At 68.5% G+C, this 23,343-nt stretch carries 18 protein-coding genes; 8 read left to right on the forward strand and 10 right to left on the reverse strand.

Annotated elements, in window-relative coordinates:
• Positions 1-105: 105 nt before the first annotated feature.
• On the reverse strand, positions 106-885 hold the full coding sequence (locus tag G6N09_RS14090; protein WP_083027885.1) for a hypothetical protein: 780 nt from the start codon (positions 883-885) through the stop codon (positions 106-108).
• A 287-nt stretch (positions 886-1,172) separates the two neighbouring features.
• Here G6N09_RS14090 and G6N09_RS14095 point away from each other — a divergent pair, with 287 nt between their 5' ends.
• Entirely contained in the window at positions 1,173-3,032 is a 1,860-nt protein-coding gene (locus G6N09_RS14095) for an MFS transporter (RefSeq protein WP_083027884.1), read from the forward strand.
• 3 nt (positions 3,033-3,035) lie between these two features.
• Here the strand turns inward: G6N09_RS14095 and G6N09_RS14100 are convergent, their stop codons facing one another.
• Complete coding sequence (locus G6N09_RS14100; protein WP_234807116.1) at positions 3,036-3,593, reverse strand: LppP/LprE family lipoprotein; 558 nt, start codon at positions 3,591-3,593, stop codon at positions 3,036-3,038.
• An 82-nt stretch (positions 3,594-3,675) separates the two neighbouring features.
• Here G6N09_RS14100 and G6N09_RS14105 point away from each other — a divergent pair, with 82 nt between their 5' ends.
• Positions 3,676-5,427, forward strand: a complete 1,752-nt coding sequence (locus G6N09_RS14105) for a DEAD/DEAH box helicase (RefSeq protein WP_083027883.1) — start codon at positions 3,676-3,678, stop codon at positions 5,425-5,427.
• On the forward strand, positions 5,424-6,608 hold the full coding sequence (locus tag G6N09_RS14110) for an acyltransferase family protein (protein ID WP_083027882.1): 1,185 nt from the start codon (positions 5,424-5,426) through the stop codon (positions 6,606-6,608). Before G6N09_RS14105 ends, G6N09_RS14110 begins: the two co-directional genes overlap by 4 nt.
• Before the next feature lie 68 nt (positions 6,609-6,676).
• Here G6N09_RS14110 and G6N09_RS14115 read toward each other — a convergent pair whose 3' ends face one another.
• The 4 genes from G6N09_RS14115 to G6N09_RS14130 are packed head-to-tail and all read right to left on the reverse strand — an operon-like array spanning position 6,677 to position 11,241.
• Positions 6,677-7,264, reverse strand: a complete 588-nt coding sequence (locus tag G6N09_RS14115; protein ID WP_083027881.1) for a TetR/AcrR family transcriptional regulator — start codon at positions 7,262-7,264, stop codon at positions 6,677-6,679.
• A complete protein-coding gene (locus G6N09_RS14120; RefSeq protein ID WP_163752806.1) occupies positions 7,264-8,487 on the reverse strand; it encodes a cytochrome P450 in 1,224 nt (407 codons plus the stop codon). The genes G6N09_RS14115 and G6N09_RS14120 overlap by 1 nt, the downstream gene beginning before the upstream one ends.
• A gap of 44 nt (positions 8,488-8,531) precedes the next feature.
• Entirely contained in the window at positions 8,532-9,899 is a 1,368-nt protein-coding gene (locus G6N09_RS14125; RefSeq protein ID WP_083027880.1) for an FAD-binding oxidoreductase, read from the reverse strand.
• A 49-nt stretch (positions 9,900-9,948) separates the two neighbouring features.
• Entirely contained in the window at positions 9,949-11,241 is a 1,293-nt protein-coding gene (locus tag G6N09_RS14130; protein ID WP_163752808.1) for a PE-PPE domain-containing protein, read from the reverse strand.
• An 88-nt stretch (positions 11,242-11,329) separates the two neighbouring features.
• Here G6N09_RS14130 and G6N09_RS14135 point away from each other — a divergent pair, with 88 nt between their 5' ends.
• Together G6N09_RS14135 and G6N09_RS14140 are read left to right on the forward strand one after the other, a co-directional pair.
• Positions 11,330-12,163, forward strand: coding sequence for a uracil-DNA glycosylase (locus G6N09_RS14135; RefSeq protein ID WP_083027901.1), 834 nt, complete (start codon positions 11,330-11,332; stop codon positions 12,161-12,163).
• Between the two features lie 63 nt (positions 12,164-12,226).
• Positions 12,227-13,258 carry an LLM class flavin-dependent oxidoreductase gene (locus G6N09_RS14140; RefSeq protein WP_083027878.1) on the forward strand — a complete coding sequence of 344 codons (1,032 nt, stop codon included), beginning with the start codon at positions 12,227-12,229 and terminating at the stop codon, positions 13,256-13,258.
• Between the two features lie 3 nt (positions 13,259-13,261).
• Here G6N09_RS14140 and G6N09_RS14145 read toward each other — a convergent pair whose 3' ends face one another.
• The 4 genes from G6N09_RS14145 to G6N09_RS14160 all read right to left on the reverse strand — a co-directional run bounded on the left by G6N09_RS14145 (position 13,262) and on the right by G6N09_RS14160 (position 19,482).
• Positions 13,262-17,305, reverse strand: a complete 4,044-nt coding sequence (locus tag G6N09_RS14145) for a PecA family PE domain-processing aspartic protease (protein ID WP_163752810.1) — start codon at positions 17,303-17,305, stop codon at positions 13,262-13,264.
• 71 nt (positions 17,306-17,376) lie between these two features.
• Positions 17,377-17,832, reverse strand: a complete 456-nt coding sequence (locus G6N09_RS14150; RefSeq protein ID WP_083027877.1) for a nitroreductase family deazaflavin-dependent oxidoreductase — start codon at positions 17,830-17,832, stop codon at positions 17,377-17,379.
• 4 nt (positions 17,833-17,836) lie between these two features.
• Positions 17,837-18,274 (reverse strand): HIT family protein, encoded by a 438-nt coding sequence (locus G6N09_RS14155; protein WP_083027900.1) that lies wholly within the window; start codon positions 18,272-18,274, stop codon positions 17,837-17,839.
• 53 nt (positions 18,275-18,327) lie between these two features.
• The gene (locus G6N09_RS14160) at positions 18,328-19,482 is read right to left on the reverse strand and encodes a MalY/PatB family protein (RefSeq protein ID WP_109559031.1); all 1,155 of its coding nucleotides are present in this window, start codon (positions 19,480-19,482) and stop codon (positions 18,328-18,330) included.
• Between the two features lie 31 nt (positions 19,483-19,513).
• Here G6N09_RS14160 and G6N09_RS14165 point away from each other — a divergent pair, with 31 nt between their 5' ends.
• The 3 genes from G6N09_RS14165 (at position 19,514) to G6N09_RS14175 (ending at position 23,337) form a co-directional block, all read left to right on the forward strand.
• Complete coding sequence (locus G6N09_RS14165) at positions 19,514-20,626, forward strand: adenylate/guanylate cyclase domain-containing protein (protein WP_179959839.1); 1,113 nt, start codon at positions 19,514-19,516, stop codon at positions 20,624-20,626.
• Between the two features lie 89 nt (positions 20,627-20,715).
• Complete coding sequence (locus G6N09_RS14170) at positions 20,716-21,693, forward strand: Acg family FMN-binding oxidoreductase (RefSeq protein ID WP_083027875.1); 978 nt, start codon at positions 20,716-20,718, stop codon at positions 21,691-21,693.
• A gap of 279 nt (positions 21,694-21,972) precedes the next feature.
• Positions 21,973-23,337, forward strand: coding sequence for an HNH endonuclease signature motif containing protein (locus G6N09_RS14175; protein ID WP_083027874.1), 1,365 nt, complete (start codon positions 21,973-21,975; stop codon positions 23,335-23,337).
• Positions 23,338-23,343: the final 6 nt, after the last annotated feature.

The raw sequence follows: 23,343 nt of genomic DNA on the forward strand, positions 1-23,343 counted from the left end.
CGAGGCACTTGCGCCCGCGCCCACCTGCCTCATAAAGGCTAGCCCCTCCCGGATATTCCGCCAGGCTCGCGGCCTGTTGTCCGCCGGTCCGGATGCCGCCGACGACTATGCGGAGTGGGCATCGTCGTCGCGCAGCGCAGGCACCAGGTGCAGATTCACCGGCCAGCGGTGGCTCGGGGGGCCGAACGCCTTGGTGGCGTTGCTGATGATCTTCTTGCCCATCAGGCGGTTGCCGACCGCCCCGATCAGCGCACCCAGGCCCACTGGCAGCAACTTTCCGAACGCCAAGGCCCCGCGACGCAGGGTGAAACGCTTGACGAAGTAGCGCAGCAGCCGGGAGTTCAGTTCCCTGACTGCAGGAAGCGGCAACGCTGCTACGCCTGCGGACCCCTCGGCGAGCCACGCGCCGCCGGTACGTCCCGAGCCCAGCAGGTCGGCGATCGCGCCCTTGCCCTGGTCGCCCACCAACACCGCCAGCACCAGCGCCCGCCGCCGATCGCGGTCGTCCACGGGGATGCCGTGCACCTCCGCGACGGACAGCACGAAGAACGCGGTGGCCTCCAGGAAGACCGCGGTCTCCCCGGCCACCGCCGACAACGCCATCAGGGTGCCGATCGCCGGCACCGCTGCGGTGGCACCGACTGCGGCGCCGCTGGCCGTCGCCGCCGCTAGGAAACGTTTCTCTAGCTTCGCGATGACGTGCGCGGGAGTGGCGTCGGGATCGCTTCGGCGCAGCCGCTCCACATAGGCCCGCACCGCGGGACCCTGCACCCGCTGACTGCGTTCGATCACCCGCGCCAACGCCCGGGCCGCCATGGTCGGCTTCTCCTCGTCGAAGGTCTCGGCCGGAGCCTGGGCCGGCCGTCGCCGCCGAAAGATGCCCATGGTTGCCTCCCATTTCGACTAGGTGCTCTTCAGGCTAACGCGCGGATGGTTGTTTACCCGTTTCAACGGTGCGGCCGGCTCCTGACAGCGAACCGCTGCACGGCGATCCGAGTTGTTCGGAACACCATCTGTCCGTAGCGTCGCAGGAGGTGGCGTGACGCCCGGACAGCACAGCGCAGCGAGGGGAGGGGCGGCGCTTGAGCAGCACGAACAGCCGGACCCGACCGAGTGACGGCGGTCCCGCACGCCCCGCCGATCCGATCAACCCGTGGAATGCCCTGTGGGCGATGATGCTGGGCTTCTTCGTGATCCTGGTCGACTCCACGATCGTGGCGGTCGCCAACCCCAGCATCATGTCCGCGCTCGATATCGGCTACGACACGGTGATCTGGGTGACCAGCGCCTATCTGCTGGGCTACGCCGTACCCCTGCTGGTCGCCGGTCGTCTGGGCGATCAGTTCGGCCCGAAGAACCTCTACCTGATCGGCCTGGCGGTGTTCACCGCAGCGTCCCTGTGGTGCGGTCTGGCCGGCGGTATCGACACATTGATCGCGGCACGGGCGGTTCAAGGCGTCGGGGCCGCCCTGCTGACCCCGCAAACCCTGTCTGTCATCACCCGCACCTTTCCTCCGGAACGACGCGGCGCGGCGATGAGTGTTTGGGGCGCGACCGCCGGAGTGGCCACGCTGGTCGGCCCGCTGGCCGGCGGTGTCCTGGTGGACCGGCTGGGCTGGGAGTGGATCTTCTTCGTCAACGTCCCGATCGGCATCGTCGGCCTGGTGCTGGCCATGGTGCTGATTCCCGACCTGCCGGTGAACCGGCACAGATTCGACCTGCTCGGCGTGGCGCTGTCGGGCCTCGGAATGTTCCTGCTGGTCTTTGCTCTGCAGGAGGGTGAGTCCCAGGGGTGGGCGCCATGGATCTGGGCGCAGGTCATCGGTGGCCTGTGCTGCCTGGTGGCCTTCGTCTACTGGCAGTCGGCCACCCGGGGCGAGCCGCTGGTCCCGCTGCGCATCTTCGATGACCGTGACTTCGGCCTGGCCAACCTCGGGGTGGCCGTCATCGGCTTTGCGGTCACCGGGATGGTGCTGCCGGTGATGTTCTACGCACAGGTGGTGTGCGGCATGTCACCTACCCGGTCGGCGCTGCTGACCGCGCCCATGGCGATCGCCAGCGGAGTGCTGGCCCCGGTCGTGGGAAAGATCGTCGACCGGGCACATCCGCGGACCGTGGTCGGATTCGGTTTCTCGATGCTGGCGATCGCACTCACCTGGCTGTCGATCGAGATGACGCCCGTGACCCCCATCTGGCGGCTTGTGCTGCCATTCGTGGCAGTCGGTGTCGGCATGGCCTTCATCTGGGCGCCGCTGGCCGCCACCGCCACCCGCAACCTCGCGTCGCAGCTGGCCGGTGCCGGGTCCGGGGTGTACAACGCCACGCGGCAAGTCGGGGCGGTGTTGGGCAGTGCTGGGATGGCTGCCTTCATGACGTCAAGGATCGCGGCGAACCTGCCGCCGATGCCCGACGGCCTGCAGGCGGAGCATCCCGCGGCGGTCGTGCAGGTGCCTGAGTTCCTGCATGAGCCGTTTGCGATGGCGATGTCGGAAGCGACGCTGCTGCCGGCGTTTGTGGCGCTGTTTGGGGTGGTCGCCGCGTTGTTCATGGTCGGGTTCTCCGCGCGCCCCGCTCGCCGTGAACTCGTTCTTATCGACGCCGACGAGCCTGACGACGCCTACCAGGTTGAGGAGGCCTTCGAGCCCGAGGAGGCCTTCGAGTCCGAAGGCCTGAGTCCCGCACGCCGGGTTGACGAGCCCACCGAGCCCATCCCGGCCGTCGCACCGCCGCGCCAGCTGCCCAACCGGCAGGAGATTGCCGAAGACCCCGCGACCGAACCGCTGACCGTCGAGCGCGCGCCGGCCCGGATGGTCCGGGCGGCACTCGAACCGGTGTCTGTGCAGCGCAATGGCTTTCATGTCGATGCCGGACGACACTTTCATTCGCTCAGCGACGGGGCAGCGGCACCCGACGTGCTCGCGAAATTCGGGATCACCAGCCACAGTCCCACGCGCCGCAATCGGCACTATCGACAAGATCCCGACGACACCGACGCCTTCGGGCGGCATATGCGTCGCGACAGCCGCCACTAGACCTCAGCGGGCGGTGTTGCCGACGACCTCCACGCCTGAGCCGTTCCAGTGGAACTTCACCAACCCGGTCAACCCCGGTATACCGCTGGAATTCTGTAGGGCCACCGTGTCGCCGGTGCAGTGCGCCAGGTCGATGCCGCTGAATCCGTAGGTGTCCACCACGGATTGGGGCAGGAATTCCCCGCGGTGAAACAGCACCGCACGAGTGCTCGGATGTTCGGCGTTGGTGTTGGCCTTCACGATCACCGCCGAGATATCGGCACACGTGTTGTAGTTGCCGGCCAGCGGCTCGGGGCTCCATGGTTGGCCACTACGCGGATCGCGGGGCAGGTCCGAGACGGCCTTGGCGATCTGCGGGGCAGCCAGATCGACCGCGCACGGATCGGCGGGTGCCGGGCTGCTCGACGGAGCGGAAACCGAGCTGGGCGCCGCCGGGGGCGGCGCGGCCGGGCTGGTGTTCTGCGGCGTCTTGGCGACAGTGGAGTCACCCGAGCCGCAACCGGCCAGCAACGCGGTGGCCAGCGTGGCGATCAGGACGGACGGTTTGTGGACACCCGGCACACGGGCACCGTACCGCTGACTTCCGGCCGCGGACCAACTGCGGCATGGGGAGCGCGTCTTTACCCGTAGACTGCTAAGCGCTATGACCTCGTCTGATACCCCCTCTGAGCCGTTCCCGGACCCCACCGTGTCTTTCGCTGACTCGCCCGACCCGAGCTTCGCCGACCTGCAGATCCACCCCTCGGTGCTCAAGGCCGTCGCTGATGTCGGCTACGAGACGCCCTCGGCGATTCAGGCTGCCACCATTCCAGCACTGCTGGAGGGCTCCGATGTCGTCGGACTCGCGCAGACCGGCACCGGCAAGACTGCCGCATTCGCCATTCCGATCCTGTCGCGCATCGACACCTCCAGTAAAGCCACCCAGGCGTTGGTGCTGGCGCCGACCCGCGAACTCGCCCTGCAGGTCGCCGAGGCGTTCGGGCGCTACGGTGCGCACCTGCCGCGCATCAATGTGCTGCCGATCTACGGCGGCGCTTCCTACACGGTGCAGCTGTCTGGGCTCAAGCGCGGCGCGCAGGTGGTGGTCGGCACTCCGGGCCGGGTCATCGACCACCTGGAGCGCGGCAGCCTGGACTTGTCGCACCTGGACTATCTGGTGCTCGACGAGGCCGACGAGATGCTGGCGATGGGTTTCGCCGAGGACGTCGAACGCATCCTGGCCGACACCCCTGAGTACAAGCAGGTGGCCCTGTTCTCGGCGACCATGCCCTCGGCCATTCGCCGCATCACCAACAAGTACCTGCATGACCCGGTGGAAGTCACGGTCAAGGCCAAGACCGCGACCGCGGAGAACATCACCCAGCGCTACATCGAGGTGGCCGGCCCGCGGAAGATGGACGCGCTGACCAGAGTTCTCGAGGTCGAATCCTTCGAGGCGATGATCGTGTTCGTCCGCACCAAGCAGGCCACCGAGGAGGTCGCCGAAAAGCTGCGTGCCCGAGGGTTTGCCGCGGCGGCCATCAACGGTGACATCGCGCAGGCACAGCGCGAGCGCACCATCGCGGCGTTGAAGAACGGCACCATCGACATTCTGGTAGCCACCGACGTCGCCGCTCGCGGACTGGATGTGGAGCGCATCTCCCACGTCGTCAACTACGACATTCCCAACGACCCCGAGGCCTACGTGCACCGCATCGGTCGCACGGGGCGGGCCGGGCGGTCGGGGACCGCACTGCTGTTCGTCAACCCGCGGGAACGTCACCTGCTCAGGCTGATCGAGAAGGTGACGCGCCAGAAGCTGGTGGAAGCCGAGCTGCCCAGCGTCGACGACGTCAATGCCCAGCGGGTGGCCAAGTTCGCCGACGCGATCACCAACCATCTCGGTGCCTCGAGTATCGAGCTGTTCCGCCGCCTGGTCGAGGACTACAGCCGCGAGCACAACGTGCCGATGGCCGACATTGCCGCCGCACTGGCTGTGCAGTCCCGCGACGGCGAGGCGTTCCTGATGGTGGAACCGCCGCCGGACAAGCGACGCGAGCGCGCCAAGCCGGATCGTGACGGCGGCCGGGACGACCGCAAGGGTGACCGCAAGGGCCCGCCGAAGGATGGATTCGCCACCTACCGGATCGCGGTCGGTAAACGGCACAAGGTAAATCCGGGCGCGATCGTCGGGGCGCTGGCCAATGAGGGCGGATTGAATCGCAGCGATTTCGGCGCCATCAGCATCAAGGTGGACCACTCGCTGGTGGAGCTGCCGGCCAAGCTTTCCGGCGCGACCCTGAAAGCTTTGGAGAACACCAGAATTCAGGGCCAGTTGATCAACATGCGTCGCGAGCGGCCCTCCGGTAAGCCCGAACGTCGCGGCGAAGGTGGGTACCGGAAACGGACCGAATGACCTTGCCGCGCGACGAGGTCGCCCAGGGCGGGCTGGAGCAGGTCGCTGGAGTGGATCGGGTCGCGTCGCTGACCGGTGTGCGCGCGGTGGCTGCGATCCTGGTGGTCGGAACGCATGCGGCCTACACCACCGGCAAGTACACCCACGGCTACGCCGGACTGCTGGGTTCCCGGATGGAGATCGGCGTGCCGATCTTCTTCGTGCTCTCCGGCTTCCTGTTGTTCCAGCCGTGGGTGCGGGCCACCGCTTTCGGGGGGCCGGCCCCCTCGGTGCGCCGGTATGCCTGGCATCGGGTGCGGCGCATCATGCCGGCTTATGTGGTCACGGTGCTGTTGGCCTATGTGATCTATCACTACCGCACCGCGGGCCCGAACCCCGGCCATAACTGGATCGGGCTGCTCCGCAACCTGACGTTCACCCAGATCTATACCGACAACTACATGTTCGGCTACCTGCATCAGGGGCTCACCCAGATGTGGAGCCTCGCAGTGGAAGTCGCCTTCTACGTGGTGTTGCCCCTGTTGGCGTACCTGACGTTGGTCGTGTTGTGCCGCCGGCAGTGGCGCCCGGGGCTGCTGCTGGTCGGGCTGGCCGCCGCGGCGGCCATCACCCCGGCCTGGTTGACGCTGGTACACACCACCGACTTCCTGCCCGACGGTGCCCGGCTGTGGCTGCCGGGCTACCTGGCCTGGTTCGTCGGCGGCATGGTCTTGGCGGTGCTGCAGGCCATGGGCGTGCGTTGCTATGGCTTCGTGGCGCTTCCGTTGGCGCTCATCTGCTACCTGATCGCGTCCACACCCATCGCCGGACAGCCCACCACCTCACCGTCCGAACTGTCCGAGGCGCTGGTCAAGGCGGGGTTCTACGCGGTGATCGCCGCCTTGCTGGTGGCGCCGCTGGCGTTGGGCAACCGCGGCTGGTACGCGCGGTTGCTGGCCAGTCGGCCGATGGTGTGGCTGGGGGAGATCTCCTACGAGATCTTCCTGGTGCACCTGGTGTTGATGGAGGTGGCGATGGTGTGCGTGCTGCGTGCTCCGGTCTACACCGGATCGATGCTGGGCCTGTTCGTCGTCACCATGGTGATCACGGTGCCGGTGTCGTGGCTACTGCACCGGCTCACCCGGGTGCGGAGTCGAGTGGCCCCGACGTTCTCGCCCTCCCGCCCCTTCCGCCGAGCGTGAAGTTGCCTTCACGCTCACGGGTCGAACGTGAAGCTGACTTCACGCTCGGCGGGCGATTTGGCCGGAGGCTACGCAGACCGCGCCGTCGACGAGACGACGACCGGTACCACGAACTGCGCCAGCATCTCTCGCTCGTCGTCGGCGTCGCGTCCCGGAAAGCTCAGTAGCGACGTCACCACCCGGACCACCCAGCGGGCGCGTTGCTGCTGTGCCGCGTCGCTGTCGTCGGTGCCCAATGCCGACAGGAACGACGCCACCATCACGGTGATCACGTCGGACTGGGCGGCCATCGTGGCACCGATCTGCGGTCCGTTCTCGGTGAACCACGACGCCAGCGCCGGGTTTCCCCGCACCAATGCCAGCGACTCGGTCATACCGGTGATCAACCGTTGCGCGGGGTCGTTGATGCCGGCCAGGCGCTGGGTCAGTTCGCGGTAGAGCGCGTTGGCCCACCGATGCACATAGGCGGTGTGTAGCGCGTCGCGGCTCTCGAAGTAGCGGTAGAGGGTGGCGCGGGAGCAGCCGGCGGCGCGGGCGACCTCATTCATGCCCACCGCGGCCGGATCGTGCTCGGCGAACAGCTTCTCGGCGGCGTCGAGAATCTTCTCCGCTGCCAGCTCACCGCGCTGATCCGACAGCCAGGCCCGGCCGGCCATCACGATCCGGCGGTGAAGGGTACCGACAGTGGGCGGCGCACGTAACTGCCGCCGGCCCAGACGATCCCGGACTCGTCGATCGTGTAGTCCGGGCAGCGGGCCAGCAACTCTTCGAGCGCCACCCGTGCTTGCATCCGGGCTGCCTGGTTGCCGATGCAATGGTGCGCGCCGTAGCTGAAGGTGAGGATCTGGTGTGGTTTGCGCGCCACGTTGAGCTCACCGGCGTCCGGTCCGAATTGGCGTTCGTCGCGGTTGCCCGAGCCGTAGAGCAGCAGCACCTTGCGGTTCGCCGGAATGGTGGTGTCGCCGATGGTGACGTCGCGGGTGGTGGTGCGCGACAGTCCCTGCACCGGGGACGTCAGCCGCAGCAGCTCTTCCACGGCGTCACGGATGCGCTCCGGCTGCTCGATGAGCAACTGGCGCTGATCGCGGTGTTGCTGGAGCAGTTGTACGGACCCGCCGAGCATGCCGGTCGTCGTGTCGTTGCCGCCGGTCACCATGGTGAAGGTGAAGGCCAGTACCGACAGCAGTCCCTGGATGTCGCCGTCGGCGCCGATCCCGGCCGCCACCAGATGCGAGACAGTGTCGTCCTGCGGGTCGGTGCGGCGACGTTCGATCAGCCCGGTGAAGTAGCCCATCATCTCGCCGATCGCCTCCCCGGCCGAGGCGACGCCGTCCGGGTTGACCGTGGCCGCGACCACCGCGTCGGTCCAGCCGTCGAATTGGCCGCGGTCCTCCTCGGGAACCCCCAGGTAGTGCGCGACCACCATCGACGGCAGCGGCTTGAACAGTTCGCCGACGATGTCGCCGGTACCACCGTTGGCCCGCAGTCGCTCCAGGCGCTCGACCACGAACTCGCGCACCTTCGGTTCCAGCAACTCCACCTGCCGCGGCATGAATCCCCGGGCCACCAGCTTGCGAAACTCGGTGTGCACCGGCGGGTCCTGCATCACCATGGGCGGATTGTCGGCCAGGCCGATCATTTCGAGCTCGCGATAGTTGACCGTCAGCCCCTGAGCGGAGGAGAACGTCTCGTGGTCGGCGGCTGCCGCCCAGATGTCGGCATGCCGGGACAGCACGTAGTAGTCCTGGTCGGGTGCCTCCGGCGGGACCACGCGGTGGACCGGGTCGTGATCGCGCAACGCGGCGTACATCGGCCACGGGTTGGGCCAGGTTTCAGCGGTGCCGAGCTCAAACTTCGGATGAGACATCGTGGTCGTCATGTCTCATTGATACGACAGCATACATGCGAGTGTCAATGGTGGGTTCAGATCCCCGACCCGGGATTGAGGATGCCCAGGGGATCGAGCGCTGCTTTGACCCGCTGGTTCAGTGCCATCACGTCAGGTCCCAGCTGCTCACCCAGCCACGGCCGCTTCAACCGCCCCACGCCGTGCTCGCCGGTGATCGTGCCCCCCAACGCCAAAGCCAGGTCCATGATCTCGCCGTAGGCGAGTTCGGCGCGCCGCACCTGATCGGGGTCCCGCGGGTCATGCACGATCAGCGGGTGGGTGTTGCCGTCGCCGGCGTGCGCGATCACTGAGATCAGCAACTGGCGCTCCTCGGCGATCTTCTCGATGCCGGTGATCAGCTCCGCCAGCCTCGGCACCGGCACCCCGACGTCTTCCAGCAGCAACGGCCCCTTCGCCTCGACCGCCGGGATGCAGAATCGCCGGGCCGCCACGAATCCTTCGGCCTCGACCGGGTCGTCGGTGGAGAACACCTCCTTGGCGTGGTGTTCGGCGAACACCCGTGCCATCAACTCGACATCTTCGGCGCCGGCGTGGCCACGCTCGTCAGAGGCCGCCACCAGCATGGCGGCGGCGTCGCGATCCAGGCCCATGCGCAGTTGGTCCTCGACGGCGTTGATCGCCGCGGCATCCATGAACTCCAGCATCGACGGGCGCAGCCGACCGGACACGTCGAGCACCGCGTCGGCCGCCGCGGTCACCGAGTCGAAGGTGGCCACCACCACCGAGGAGGCCGGCTGCGCGGGCAACAGCCGCAGGGTCACCTCGGTGACCACGCCGAGGGTGCCTTCACTGCCGACGAAAAGCTTGGTCAGGGAGAGCCCGGCGACGTCCTTGAGCCGTGGCCCGCCCAGTCGCACCGCGGTTCCGTCGGCCAGCACCACTTGCAGGCCCAGCACGTAGTCGGTGGTCACGCCGTACTTGACGCAGCACAGGCCGCCGGCGTTGGTAGCGATGTTGCCGCCGATGCTGCAGATCTCGAACGACGACGGATCTGGGGGATACCACAACCCGTGCGCCGCGACGGCCTTCTTCACCTCGGCGTTGAGCAGGCCGGGCTGGCAGACCGCGGTCCGGGTGACGGGGTCGACGGTGATCTCACGCATCTTCTCGGTGCAGAGCACGATCCCGCCGTCGATCGCGGTGGCCCCGCCGGACAGGCCGGTCCCGGCGCCGCGAGTGACCACGGGCACCTGGTGGGCGGTGGCCCACCGCAGTACCTGTTGCACCTGTTCGGTGCGCAGCGGGCGGACCACCGCCAGGGGTTCACCGGCGGACGGGTCCAGGGCTTTGTCTTGGCGATAACCCGCGGTGATCGTGGGGTCGGTGACCACCATGCCCTCGGGGAGCTCGGCTGTCAGCTGGGTCAGCGCGTCGGCGTTCACGCAGGTGATCCTAGCTGCGGCGTCGGGTCGCACGCCCCTGGTGACGGCCTCAGCTCGTGACCAGACCGCCCAGCGTGCCGACCAGTCCCAGCACCGGATCCAGCAGGTACTCCTGGACCCCGGTGACGTCGTACAGCAGTTGGACTGCTTCGCCGATAGGGCCCGCGATCGCGGTGAAGGCGGTGAAGGGATTGAAGACGTCGTTGAGCCAGGACACCGCCTGTGCGTAGGGAATGCCGATCTCTTCGGCCGACCAGGCTTGAGCGTCGTCGAAGAGGCCCATCAACTCGGCGTAGCCAGGAAGGTCCAGACCGAACAGGTTGAGTGCGTTGTCGGTGCCCTGCACGCTCGCCTGCGCGAACTGCAGCAGGAAGGTCACCGGGTCCAGCGTCGGGATCAGCTCCGCGGGCGTGGGTTCCCCGAACGGCACCGACCTGTCATAGCCGGCTTCGACGATCACCCGCAGTGCCGGCTGTACGACCTCCAGCCATGACTCGGGGACCCCCAACGTCCGCAGCGGACTCAGCAGCGGCAGCTCGGCCGTCGGGATGAAGTAGAAGGTGGTGTCGCCGGTGACCTGTTTAACGATGTCCGTGGAGCCCAACACGTATTCGTCTACATACGGGCCGGTCATCGGTTCGGTCGGCGGCCACACCGCGGGAACCAACTGCGGCAGTGGCCCGCCGCCATAACCCCCGTGGGTGTAGATGAAGCCGAGCAAGGAGTTGAGGCCGGCCACCAGGTTGATGGGAAACTGCGGGTAGTCCGCATTCGCGTCGTATTGCGCCGTGACGTCGACGGTGGTGATGCCACCATTGGTGGGTTCGGCCCCATTGAAGTTCAGGCCGGGCGCGCCCGGGATCACCAGGCCCTCGAAGCGCTCCAGGAATCCGCCGTTGGGGCGGTTGCCCGAGCCGAGCAGAAAGAAGGTGACGTCGGGTGCGGGCAGCCCCGACTCCATCAGATTGATCTTCTCCAAGACCGCGATCTGAGCGCTCTGCGAATACCCCGACACCAGATACGGCAGATCATCGGGCTGTTGCGCCATCGCTGCTTGCAGGTTGGCCAGACCGGTGGGGATCGATGTGCTGGCACCCGACGCCGGATAGGGAACCATGACCGGTGTGTAGGTGCCCCCGGTGGCCGGATCGATGTAGTCGGTGACGATGGCGTCCTGCCAGCGCTGGCTGGGCGTTGGCATGAAGGTGCCGCCCATGATCAGCGCGGTCAACGCGTCCTCGGGGACATCGGCGCGGGCCGGCGCCACCGGTGCGGCGAACAGCACGGTCGCGGCGCACAGCAACACCGGCAGAACGCGATCGGAAAGTCGGCGCAAGCCCATGGTCAGCCCCTTTCCGCCTGAAGGTCGGTCAACTATGTCTGAGAATCTCTCAGAGAGCAAGGCTCTGTGCTCGCCGACTGCCGCGGGCATGCAGAGTGAGACCATGCTCAACCACCCCCGCACCGGCCAGCCGTTCGAGTCGCCGGTGCCGCCCGGGGCAGGCTGGCCCGGAGACCCGGCCACCCCCGCCACCGCGCGGGCTGCCGACGCCACGGAGGTGACGCGACTGGCCGGGGCGGCGCAGTCGATCGGCGAGCTCGACGCGCTGATCAGCGTCTGCCGGGCCTGCCCGCGGTTGGTGACGTGGCGCGAACAGGTGGCCTCGGTCAAGCGAAAGTCCTTCGCCGACCAGCCCTATTGGGGGCGACCGGTGCCCGGCTGGGGTTCGACAGAACCGAAGATCGTGATCGTCGGTCTGGCCCCGGCTGCCAACGGCGCCAACCGCACCGGCCGCACCTTCACTGGCGACCGCTCCGGCGACCAGTTGTATGCGGCCTTGCACCGTGCCGGCCTGGTCAACCAGCCGACCAGCGTCGATGCAGCGGATGGATTGCGTGCCAACGGCATCCGGATCATCGCCCCGGTGCGCTGCGCGCCGCCGGACAACGCTCCCACGACCGCCGAGCGCAACGCCTGTGCGCCCTGGCTCGACACGGAATGGCGGCTGATCGCCCCGCACGTGCGGGTGATGGTCGCGCTGGGCGGCTTCGCCTGGCAGGTCGCGCTGCGGATCGCCGCCGATCCCATGCTCAAGCCCAAACCGAAGTTCAGTCACGGGGCGGTCGCCGACTTGGGCCCGACGTTACGGCTGTTGGGTTGTTATCACCCGAGTCAGCAGAACATGTTCACCGGTCGCCTGACCCCGGCCATGCTGGACGACATCTTCACCAACGCCGCCACCCTTGCCGGCATGAGGAACTGACACGGCTGGCTAGGTCGGCGACGCCCGGGAAGGTTCAGCCCACTGCGGGCGTTGTAAGACGACGTGCGTCTTTCCGTTCTCGATCTCGTTCCGGTCCGTACCGACCAGTCCACCGCGGACGCGCTTGCCGCGACGGTGCGGCTGGCGCAGACCGCTGACCGGCTTGGCTTCACCAGATACTGGGTGGCCGAACATCACAACATGCCCTCGGTCGGGGCCACCAGCCCGCCGGTGCTGCTCGCCTACCTGGCGGCGCAGACCTCGCGGGTGCGGCTGGGCTCGGGCGGGGTGATGCTGCCCAACCACGCACCGCTGGCCGTCGCCGAGCAGTTCGCGCTGCTGGAGGCCGCGGCCCCCGGCCGCATCGACTTGGGGATCGGCCGGGCGCCGGGGTCGGATCCGGTGACCTCGGTGATGTTGCGGGCCGGCCGCGGTGAGGAAGACATCGAGAACTTCCCCGATTACCTCGACCATGTGCGGGCCATGATGAGCAGTCGCGGCGTGCAGGTGCAATTGCGTGACGGCGACTACCTGCTCAAGGCCACCCCGGCGGCCACGAGTGAGCCGCGGCTGTGGCTACTGGGATCGAGCATGTATTCGGCCCGGCTGGCCGCCGCCAAGGGGCTGCCCTATGTGTTCGCCCATCATTTCTCCGGTCAGGGCACCGAGGAGGCCTTGGCCTACTACCGGGCGAACTTCACCCCGAGTGAGGGGTGTGCGGTACCGACGACGTTTCTGACGGTCAACGCGGCGGTGGCCGAAACCCATGATGAGGCAACGGCGTTGATGCTGCCCAACCTGCAGATGATGGCCCGGTTGCGGACCGGACGGCCGCTGGGAGCGGTGGATCTGGTCGAGGATGCCCAAGCAGTGGCGGTCTCCGATGCCGAGCAGCGGATCATCGACAGCGGGCTGCGGCGCGCGGTCGTCGGCGCACCGGCCGAAGCCGCCGAGCAGCTCGCGGCGTTGGCGGAGCAGTTCGGCGTCGACGAGGTGATGATCAATCCGGTTGCCTCAGCGCACCGCGGCACCGACCCCGCCTCCGCGCCTGGTCGTGAACGCACCTGCGAGCTGCTCGCCAAAGAGCTGTTGTAAGCCTCAGCGGCTGATGATGGTGGTGCCGTAGCCGCTCGGCTTGTAGTCGATGTAGACCGGATTCACCGAGAACGGGTAGTAGCCGCTGTTGGCGGCTCCGCCGGACGTCACATATGGACCGTTGTTGGTGGTCGTGTAGGAGTACAGCAGGGTGCTGCCGTCGGCGTTGTACACCGAGATCACCGTGCCGGCCGGAACCTGCGAACCGACCCCGAGTTGTGGGAACAGCGACTGCGGAATGCTGCCGTACATGCCGCCGGAATCGATCGAGGTCGTGACGGCAACCGGGGCGGCACCGTTGATGGAGATCATCGTGTCGACGTACGGCGATCCGGAAACGGAGGTCTCGGGGTCGAGCGGGTTCGGACCAAAGATCACTTGGCCGGTCTGCTCGTCGATGAGCACGCCCTGGTTGAGCGCGCCGGGCAGCGCCGAGATGATCGTGGAGGTGCCGGCGTAACCGTTGTTGGGTCCGATACCGAGCACTCCGACGATGCCGTACTGGTTGAAGTACTGCGTCATCAGTGCGTTCGACGAGGAGGTGACGACGTTGACCCCGGTCGGATCGGTGACGAGATCTCCCGAGCAGGCAACTTTGTCGCAGAAGCCCACCGTGGTGCTGTACGTCTGGTAGCCGTAACTGTTGTTGCCCAGTCCGGCGTAGCTGGCGTTTCCGGACAGCAGCACATTGCCGAGTCCGCCCGGATTGCCGACGGCGCTGTTGAGGATCGTCAATCCGGTCGAGCCGGTGTCGATTTGGACCGGGACCGGCGGTCCGCCATTGATCGAGATGTAGACGATCGGGCTGATGCCGCCGCTTTGCAGATACAGCGGAATGGTGACGTTGACCGGGCCGTCGGGTCCGCCGCGATCGCCGGCGGCCGCAGCGCCGGATCCGGCACCGCCGATACCCCCGGCTCCGTTGGCGCCGTTGCTGCCGACCGCTCCGCCAAGGCCGCCGTCACCACCGTCGCCGCCGTCACCACCGCGGGCACCGGCGCCCCCGGCGGCCGCCGCGCCGGCTGCCCCGCCGTCGCCGCCGTCACCGGCTGCTCCGCCATGGACGTTGGTGCCGGTCAGTGTGGCGTTGCCGCCGTCGCCGCCGTTTCCGCCGTGGCCACCCGCGCCGGCGTTGCCGCCGTCGCCCGCCTGGGCGCCCGCACCTGCGGCGCCGCCGGCACCGGCGTTCCCTCCGGTACCGCCGTTCCCGCCGTCGCCACCGCTGGAGCCCTGCGCGTAGTAGCTGCCGAGGGCGTCGCCGCCGTTGGCGCCCGCGCCACCCACACCGCCGTTGCCGCCGGTCCCACCGTTGAATCCGGTGTCTCCGATGCCGCCGGCACCGCCCGCTCCCGCGGCGCCGCCATTGCCGCCTGCCCCGCCGATCCCGACCGGGGCCTTGTTGATGCCCGGCTGGGCATAGAGCCCAGAACCCGGCGACCCACCGCCACCGGCGGCACCGCCGTTACCGCCGTTGCCGCCGGTTCCTCCGTCGCTGTCGTCGCCTGCCCCGCCGGTTCCGCCGCCGCCACCGCGACCGCCGCCGCCCCCGGCGCCGCCGTTGCCGTTGGTGCCGAACCTGCCGTGTTCGCCGATGGCGGGGTTGCCGGCGTAGGCCGAACCGGCCGCACCACCGGTTCCGCCGGCGCCGCCGTTCCCGCCGTCGAATCCGGTGCCACCGCCGAATGCGCCGTTGGTGCCGAGGCCGCCGTTGCCGCCCACGCCGCCGACTCCACCGTCGCCGCCGCTGCCGTATTGCACGTTGTTCGCTATGTCCAGGGTGGCGATGCCGTTTCCGCCACCGTTGCCGCCGGCGCCGCCCGCTCCACCGGCGCCGCCTTTGCCGGTGCCGGGCCCTTGCGCGCTGACACTGCTGCCGCCGGCCCCACCGGCGCCGCCCTTACCGCCGTTGCCGCCGGCGCCGGGCAGGGTGGCGCTGGGGGGCAGTTGGCTCTGGTCCACGCCGCGCCCACCGTTACCGGCGTTGCCGCCGGCGCCGCCCTTGCCGCCGTTGCCGTCGCCGAGTGAGTTGCCGCCTGCCCCGCCCTTGCCGCCGTTTCCGCCATTGCCGGCGTTGCCGTTGCTGACGACGGGGTTGCCGTTGGCGCCGGTCGCGCCGTTGCCGCCGGCGCCGCCAGCGCCGCCGTCGCCGTGCAGGCTGCCGGTTCCACCAGCGCCGCCGTTGCCACCGTTGGTGCCCGCGGTGACGGCGTTATAGCCGTTGCCGCCGGCGCCGCCGTTGCCGGCGTGGGCCGTCGACGCCGAGCCGGCCACCCCGGTGATTCCCTGGACGGAACCGCTGCCGCCCGCTCCGCCGAGACCGCCGGCACCGACTTGGCCGCCGTTGCCGCCGCGACCGCCGTTCGGGTTGCTGGCGTTGCCGTTGGCGCCCTTACCGCCATCCCCGGGGTTGCCGCCGGTCCCGCCGTTGCCGCCGTTGCCACCCGTGCCCTGTTGGCCCGCGGTTCCCTGCGCGGAGGCGCCGCCGTCGCCGCCGTTGCCGCCGATTCCGCCCTTGCCGCCCTGCATGCCGTTTCCGCCGTTGCCGCCGGCGGACCCCGCGGCGATGGCGTTGGTGCCGGCTGCGCCGTTTCCGCCGGTGCCGCCGTTGCCGGCGTTGCCACCGGCACCGCCCGCGCCGCCGTGGCCGTCACCGAGGGACGCGCCACCGGCACCGCCGTCACCGCCTCGGCCGCCGGCCCCTCCGACACTGCCGTTGCCGCCGTTGGCGCCGTCTACGCCGTTGCCACCCGCGCCGCCGGCCCCGCCGTTACCGTGCAGGCTGCCGGTGCCGCCCGCTCCGCCATTGCCGCCACTGGCGCCTGCGACAGCGTTGGGGTCCGACGCGGCGTCGTAGCCGTTGCCGCCCGCTCCGCCGTTTCCGGCGTAGTCCGACGGGGTGCCGGTCGCGCCGTGCAGTCCTTGGACTGAGCCCGCCCCGCCGTCACCACCCAGGCCACCGGCCCCGAAGGACCCGCCGTCGCCGCCGCGACCGCCGTCGGGGTTGCTCGCCGTGCCGTTCCCACCGGCTCCGCCATCACCGGCGGCCCCACCGGATCCGCCATTGCCGCCGTTGCCGCCCGCGCCCTGCAGGCCAGCGGCGCCGTGCACCGAGGTCCCGCCCGCGCCGCCGTTGCCGCCGAGGCCGCCGTTGCCGCCCTGCATGCCGTCGCCGCCATCACCACCGGCCGCGCCCGCGAGGATCGCGTCGATCCCGTCCACACCCGCTCCGCCAGCGCCGCCTGCCCCGCCGCTGCCGCCGGCTCCACCACGGCCGCCGTCGCCGAACTGCGCCAGGCTGGCCCCACCCGCGCCACCGTTTCCGCCCAGCGCGCCGTTGCCACCGGTGAAGCCCGCCGCCCCTGCCTCGCCGGCGATTCCAGTTCCGCCGATCCCGCCGGCGCCGCCGTTGCCGACCAGCCAGGCGATGGCGTCGCCGCCCGCGCCTCCGACGCCCGCGGCCTCGCCGTCTAGGCCGACACCGCCGGTACCGCCGATCCCGCCGTTGCCCATCAGCCATCCGCCGGCGCCGCCGATGCCGCCATCAGCACCGGCTCCGCCGTCACCGCCGGCGCCGCCGTCGCCGAACATTCCGGCCGCCCCGCCGTTGCCGCCGGCCACTCCGGCCAGACTCTGGTCGAAGCCGTCACCACCGTCGCCGAATAGCAGCCCACCGGCGGTGCCGTCCGGGTTGTACTCGTCCCAACCGTCGACACCGTTGCCGATCAGGAACCTCCCGAACAGCTGGTTGATGCCGCCGTTGATCTGTTCACCCAGCGGGCTGGTGATCCAGGCCTGGAGTGAGGTGTGCAGCGGTTCGTAGAAGAGCTGGTCGAACCAGACCGCGGAGTCGAACGGGTTGGTGTCGGCCGCGACCCCAGCGGCCGGGGTGAACCAGTCGGCGAGCCAGTCCAGGTCCATTTCGTCGGCGTGTGCCGACCCGGTCACCGGTGTCAATCCGACGGCAAGGAAGGCTCCGACCGCGGCTCCGGCTCCCGCCAGGCGCCGGCGTGTTGACATCGACTTGCGCGGCCCGCCCTGACGACTCATCGCCCCAAAGTACTAGCTGAGTGATACCTGAGCAAAGGAGAACGGCCGGCCATTCCGGGAAAGAACGCCGATTAACGCGACGATGCCGGAGTCAGTGCCACAACGGGGATCGGCCGGGTGGTTCGGTGCTGGTAGCCGTTGTATCGATCAGCGTTGTTGGCGTTGACGATTCGCCACAGTCGAGCGTATTCCGGGTTATCCGGAAGCACCGGTCGCGCGGTGGCCCGCAGGCGCTTCGGCCCGACGTTGATCTCTACTTCAGGGTTGGCCTTGAGGTTGTGATACCAGGCGGGGGAGCGGGGCGCGCCGCCCATCGACGCGACGATCAGATAGTCGTCGCCATCGCGGGCGTAGCTCAATGTTGAGGTACGAGCCTTGCCGGTTTTCGCGCCGACGGTGTGCAACAACAGGTTGGGCGGCAGGCCCGGCACCGTGTGGCCGATCCAGCCGTTGGTTCGTTGGTAGATCTGACTGTGCAGGCCGAGCACTCGCACACCCAGTTTTTCAATCCACGACAGACGGTCCATCGCTTCAGTCTGACGGTGCGGTGCCGCTGCTGGCCAGTGCTTCTCGCAGGATGGCCCCGGTCTTCTCACGATCGGGGTCGCGGCGCACCAGCAGGCCTTTGGCGAACGACAGTCGGTCTCCGTCGCGGCGTGGGACCACATGCAGGTGGATGTGGAAGACGCTCTGAAACGCCGCCCGGCCATCATTGATCGCCAGGTTGTTGCCGTCGGCATGGAGCCCGGAGGTGCGCGCCGCCTGCCCGATCCGCTTTCCGATCGCGATCATGCCGGCCAACGTGGCCGCGGGGGTGTCGGTCAGGTCCACGAAATGCTGTTTGGGGATCACCAGGGTATGGCCGCGGGTGAACGGCCGAATGTCGAGAAAGGCCAGGTAATCGTCGTCTTCGAAGACTTTGACGGCCGGTGCGGTACCGGCGGCGACGGCGCAGAACACGCAGGACATGACCGCCACGTTAGCGGTCATGCCGGCCGCCGCGGGTTCCCGGTAGGACCCCGCTAGGTATTCAGCGCACCGGCCATTGCTTCGATCGCCCGGTCCAGGATGGCCCGAGTGGTAGCGAAATTCAGCCGGGCGAAACCGGGCCCGCCGCCGAAGGGGATGCCGGGGCTCAGCGCCACCCGCGCGTCTGTCAGCAGGATCTCAGCCGGCTCGGCCACCAGACCCAGCTCCCGGAAGTCGACCCAGGCCAGGTAGGTGGCCTCCGGGTGGGTGACCCGCAGTCCCGGGACGGCTTCGGGCAGCGCCTGGCTCAGGTGGTCTCGATTGGCCCGCAGATAGCGCAGGAGAGCATCCAGCCAGGGCCCGCCGTTGCGGTAGGCCGCCAGGTTGGCGCTGATCCCGACGGTGGATGCCCCCATGGTGTGCAGCAGGTTGATCCTGCGCCATGCCTCGATGTCGCGTGGATTGGACAAGATCACCTGGGCGCACATCAGCCCGGGCAGGTTCCAGCCCTTGGAAGCCGACATCAGGGTGATCACGGTGTCGGCGGCGGCGGGGGACACCGAGGCAGCTGCGACGTGCGGCCGGTCGTAGACCAGTGGGGCATGGATCTCGTCGGCGATGACCCGGGCGCCGTGCCGCGCAGCAATGTCGACGATCGCACTGATCTCTTGGGCGGTGAAGGCGGTACCCAGCGGGTTGTTCGGGTTGCACAGGATCAGCGATCCCGCACCTGCGGCGAACGCCGCGTCCAGGGCTTCCAAATCCATCAGGTAGCGTCCCGACGCCTGCTGTGTCATCGGGATCTCCACACGCTGGCGCCCGGTGACGGTCAGCAGGTCGAAGAACGGCATGTAGGCCGGCACCGGCAGGACTACCGGGCTCTCCGGGCGGGTGAGGAACTCGATGACGACTTCCATGCCCTTGAGGACGTCGGGCACCACCCGCACCCACTGAGGCTGGACCGGCCAGCCGTAGCGGCGTAGGCACCACTGTGCGAGTGCGGTGGGCAGCGCATCGGAGCTCAGCGCGGGGTAGCCGAATTCCTCGTTGGCCACGCAGGCTCGCACTCCGTCCAGCACCGCGGGCGCGGTGGGGAAGTCCATCTCGGCTATCCACAGCGGCAGCACGTCCGGGCCGAACTGACTCCACTTGATGGTGTTGCGTGCGCGCAGCTGATCCGGGGTCAACGCATCGAAGGCTTCGTCCACTCCGACAGTCTGCGCGATATACGTTGGGGACGTGGCAGACCCCGAGATCGCGGACTTGTTGGAGGGGCTGGACGGCACCGCGCGTGCCGAGCGTGCCGAACTGATCGAATGGCTGCTGGGACAGGGCATCACCGTCGAGGAGATCCGCCGCAACGTCTCACCGATGTTGCTGGCGTCGCGTCGCCTGGTCGGTGACGACGGCACCTATGTCTCGGCTCGGGAGATCAGCGCATCGACCGGCGTCGACTTGGACCAGTTGCAGCGCCTGCAGCGGGCGGTCGGGCTGCCGTGGGTGGAAGATCCGGATTCCCCGGTGCAGATGCGTGCCGATGCCAGCATCGCCGAGCATGCGCGCCGATTCGTCGAGGCGGGTATTGATGCCGAGCAGGCTCTGCAAACCGCCCGCGTCCTGGCCGACGGGCTGGCGCACGCGGCGGAGTTCATGCGTTTCACGGTGTTGTCGGCCGTCGGCGAGCCGGGTATCACCGAGCTGCAGATCGCGCAGCGTTCCCAGGAACTGGTGGGGCGCCTGGCGCCGTTGCTGGGCTCATTCGTGGACGACATGCTGATGTTGCAGCTGCGCCACCAGCTGGACATCGACGCGATCACCGCCGGCGAACGCGCGGCCGGCACACCGCTGCCCGGGGCGCGGCAGATCGTCGTCGCGTTTGCTGACCTGGTCGGCTTCACCCGGCTAGGTGAGATGGTTCCGCCCGAGGAGCTGGTTCAGCTCGCCGAGCGACTGACGTTGCTGGCACGCGAGATCGCAGTTCCACCAGTCCGATTCATCAAGACCATCGGCGACGCGGTGATGTTCGTCTGCCCGGATCCCGAGCCGCTGGTCGACGCGGTGTTGCGGTTGGTCGAGGCGGCTCAGGCCGACGAGAGCCTGCCGCGACTTCGTGCCGGAATCGCCGCCGGTGAGGCGGTGAGCCGGGTCGGGGACTGGTTCGGCAGTCCGGTCAATCTGGCCAGCCGGATAACCGGGGTGGCCCGGCCGGGAACGGTGCTGGTCGCTGAGCCGGTGCGGGTCGCGCTGGAGGATTCCGGTGCCTTCCGCTGGTCATTCGCGGGGGCACGCCACCTTAAGGGCATCAAAGCCGAGGTGAGCCTGTTCCGCGTCCGAACCAGCGCCGACTCCTGAGCTATCGCAGGAACTGGGGACCAACGGCCCCTGTTGCGGCCGGGCCCGGGCTGGGAGCCTGAAGGCGACAAACCCGTTGGAGGTGGCTGATGTTGGGAACGATCGTGGACGCCGAGGTCCTCACCGATGCAGTGCGACTGGCCTGCCGAGCGCCGTCCCTGCACAACAGCCAGCCATGGCGGTGGGTGGCCCATGGTGGTCGGCTCGACCTGCACCTTGACCCCAATCGTGCGGTGCACGGTGACCAGTCGGCGCGGGAGGCGCTGATCAGCTGCGGTGCGGTGCTCGATCACCTGAGGGTGGCGATGGCCGCGGCCGGGTGGACGGCCGAGGTCGAGCGGTTCCCGGATGCCGAGCAGCCCGAGTATCTGGCCACGATCGGCTTCACCGCCAGCGAGCGTGTCACTGACATGCAGCGTCATCGTGCCAACGCGATTCTGGCGCGGCGCACTGATCGGCTGCCGTTCATGGCGCCGAGCAATTGGATCCCCGTCGAGACGGTGCTCAAAGGCGTCATCGAAGATCCGGTGAGCCTCTACATGGTCGGCGATGAACTGCGCGCGAAGATCGCCGAGGCTTCCGAGTTGGCCGACGCCCTCCGTCTCTACGACTCGGCGTACCACGCCGAACTCAGTTGGTGGACTGCGCCGTTCGAGGTGTCCGATGGGATTCCCGAGAGTGCGCTGGTCTCGGCCGCCGAAAGCGACCGGGTGGACATCGGCCGGACTTTCCCGGTCACCCACAATCGGGAGCGACGTCTCGAGGTCGGTGACGACCACTCGCGGATCGTTCTGCTGTCCACCGCAAGTGACGAGCCAGGGGATGCGCTGGCCTGCGGCGAGGCACTCTCGGCGGTGCTACTGGAATGCACGATGGCCGGGTTGGCTACCTGCCCGGTTACCCACCTGACCGAGGTGCCCGCAGGTCGAGCGTTGTTGGCCGGGCTGGTAGGCGGAGATGATTTGCCGCAGATACTGATTCGCATCGGTGGCGTGCCGGCTTTGGAGACCCTCCCGGCGCCGACGCCACGGCGTCCCCTGGCCGACGTGCTGCATTTCAGGATCTGATCAGGGAACGCAGCACCCAGACATTGGGGCAGGCCCGGACTGACGTGGGAGCGTCTACACGTCCTGCGCGGCTGGCTTTCACCCAGATGTCCAGCTCTTCGGATACTTGTCATGTCCGAGCCTGCTTCACTGTCGAATGTACGCCCGTGACGGCCGGTCGGCAATGGAGATTGCGGCTGATTGTCCGCTTCCATCTGTCACTGTATTCACTTGTTTCACTGTGGTTTTGGTTGTGGATGAGTTCTGCGACGTGTCGGTGGTCGGCGCTAGTATTGGCACATGCGTTCGAGCGGTCGTGAAGAGGTCGTCGAAGCCTTCGACGCGCTGTCGGCTGACCTGGATCGGGCGTTGGATCTGGACTTCGATTCCCTGACACCGCGGGAATGTCTGGCCCTGCTGCGCCGCTGCGAGAAGCTACGGCGGCGGCTTCCCGCGGTGGAGCACCCGCTGGTCAACCGGCTCGCCGCCACCGACCCGGGTGAATTGGGCGGCAAACCCCGCTGGGTGCTCGCCGACGAATTGCACATCGCTCGCGGTGAGGCCGGGCGGCGTATCGCTGAGGCTGCCGAACTCGGTGACCGTCGCACCCTGACCGGCGAACCCCTGCCACCGGTACGGCCCGCCGTCGCCACCGCCCAACGCGACGGGCGGATCGGGGCGGGTCACATCGCGGTGATCCGCTCCTTCTTTCACTACCTGCCCACCGATATCGACCCCGGGACTTTGGCCCAAGCCGAACAACACCTCACCGCACTCGGTACCACCTGTCGCCCCGATGAACTCGCGAAACTCGCAACACGGTTAGCCGACCACCTGCACCCCGACGGCAACCACTCCGACGACGACCGCGCCCAACGCCGCGGGATCCTGCTCGGCCCCCAAGGCCGTGACGGCATGAGCCCCATCAAAGGATTCCTCGACCCCCAAGCCCGCGCCACCCTCGATGCGGTCCTAGCCCGCTGGGCCGCCCCCGGCATGTGCAACCCGGCCGATGCCACCCCCTGCACCAGTGGCACACCCACACAAGCCCAGATCGACACCGACACCCGCAACGCCGGCCAGCGCAACCACGACGCCCTCACCGCCATGGGTCGGGCCCTGCTCGCTACGGGAAACCTCGGTCAACACAACGGCTTACCGGCCACCATCATCGTCTCGACCACCCTGGCCGACCTGGAGAATGGCACCGGCAAAGCCCACACCGGCGGCGGTACCTGGCTCCCCATGCGCGACGTCATCGCGATGGCAAGCCATGCCCACCACTACCTACGCATCTATCAGGGCGCCCAAGAGTTGGCCCTGTTCCACACCAAACGGTTGGCCAACCCCGGCCAGCGGATCGTGTTGTATGCCAAAGAGCGCGGCTGTTCCCACCCCGGTTGCCCGATCCCCGGCTACCTCTGCGAAGTCCACCATGACACCGACTACGCGAAAACCCGCCGCACCGACATCACCGACCTCACCCTGCGCTGCGGCCCCCACCACCAACTCATCACCACACACGGCTGGAGAACCCACAAGCGCAACGACGGCACCAGCCAAACCCTGCCCCCACCACACCTCGACAGAGGCCAACCCCGCACCAACCACTACCACCACCCCGAGAGGCTGCTGCAGGACAGCGACGACGACGACGGCCCGTAGCCGGCC

The organism is Mycolicibacter minnesotensis, assembly GCF_010731755.1.
Lineage (GTDB): Bacteria > Actinomycetota > Actinomycetes > Mycobacteriales > Mycobacteriaceae > Mycobacterium > Mycobacterium minnesotense.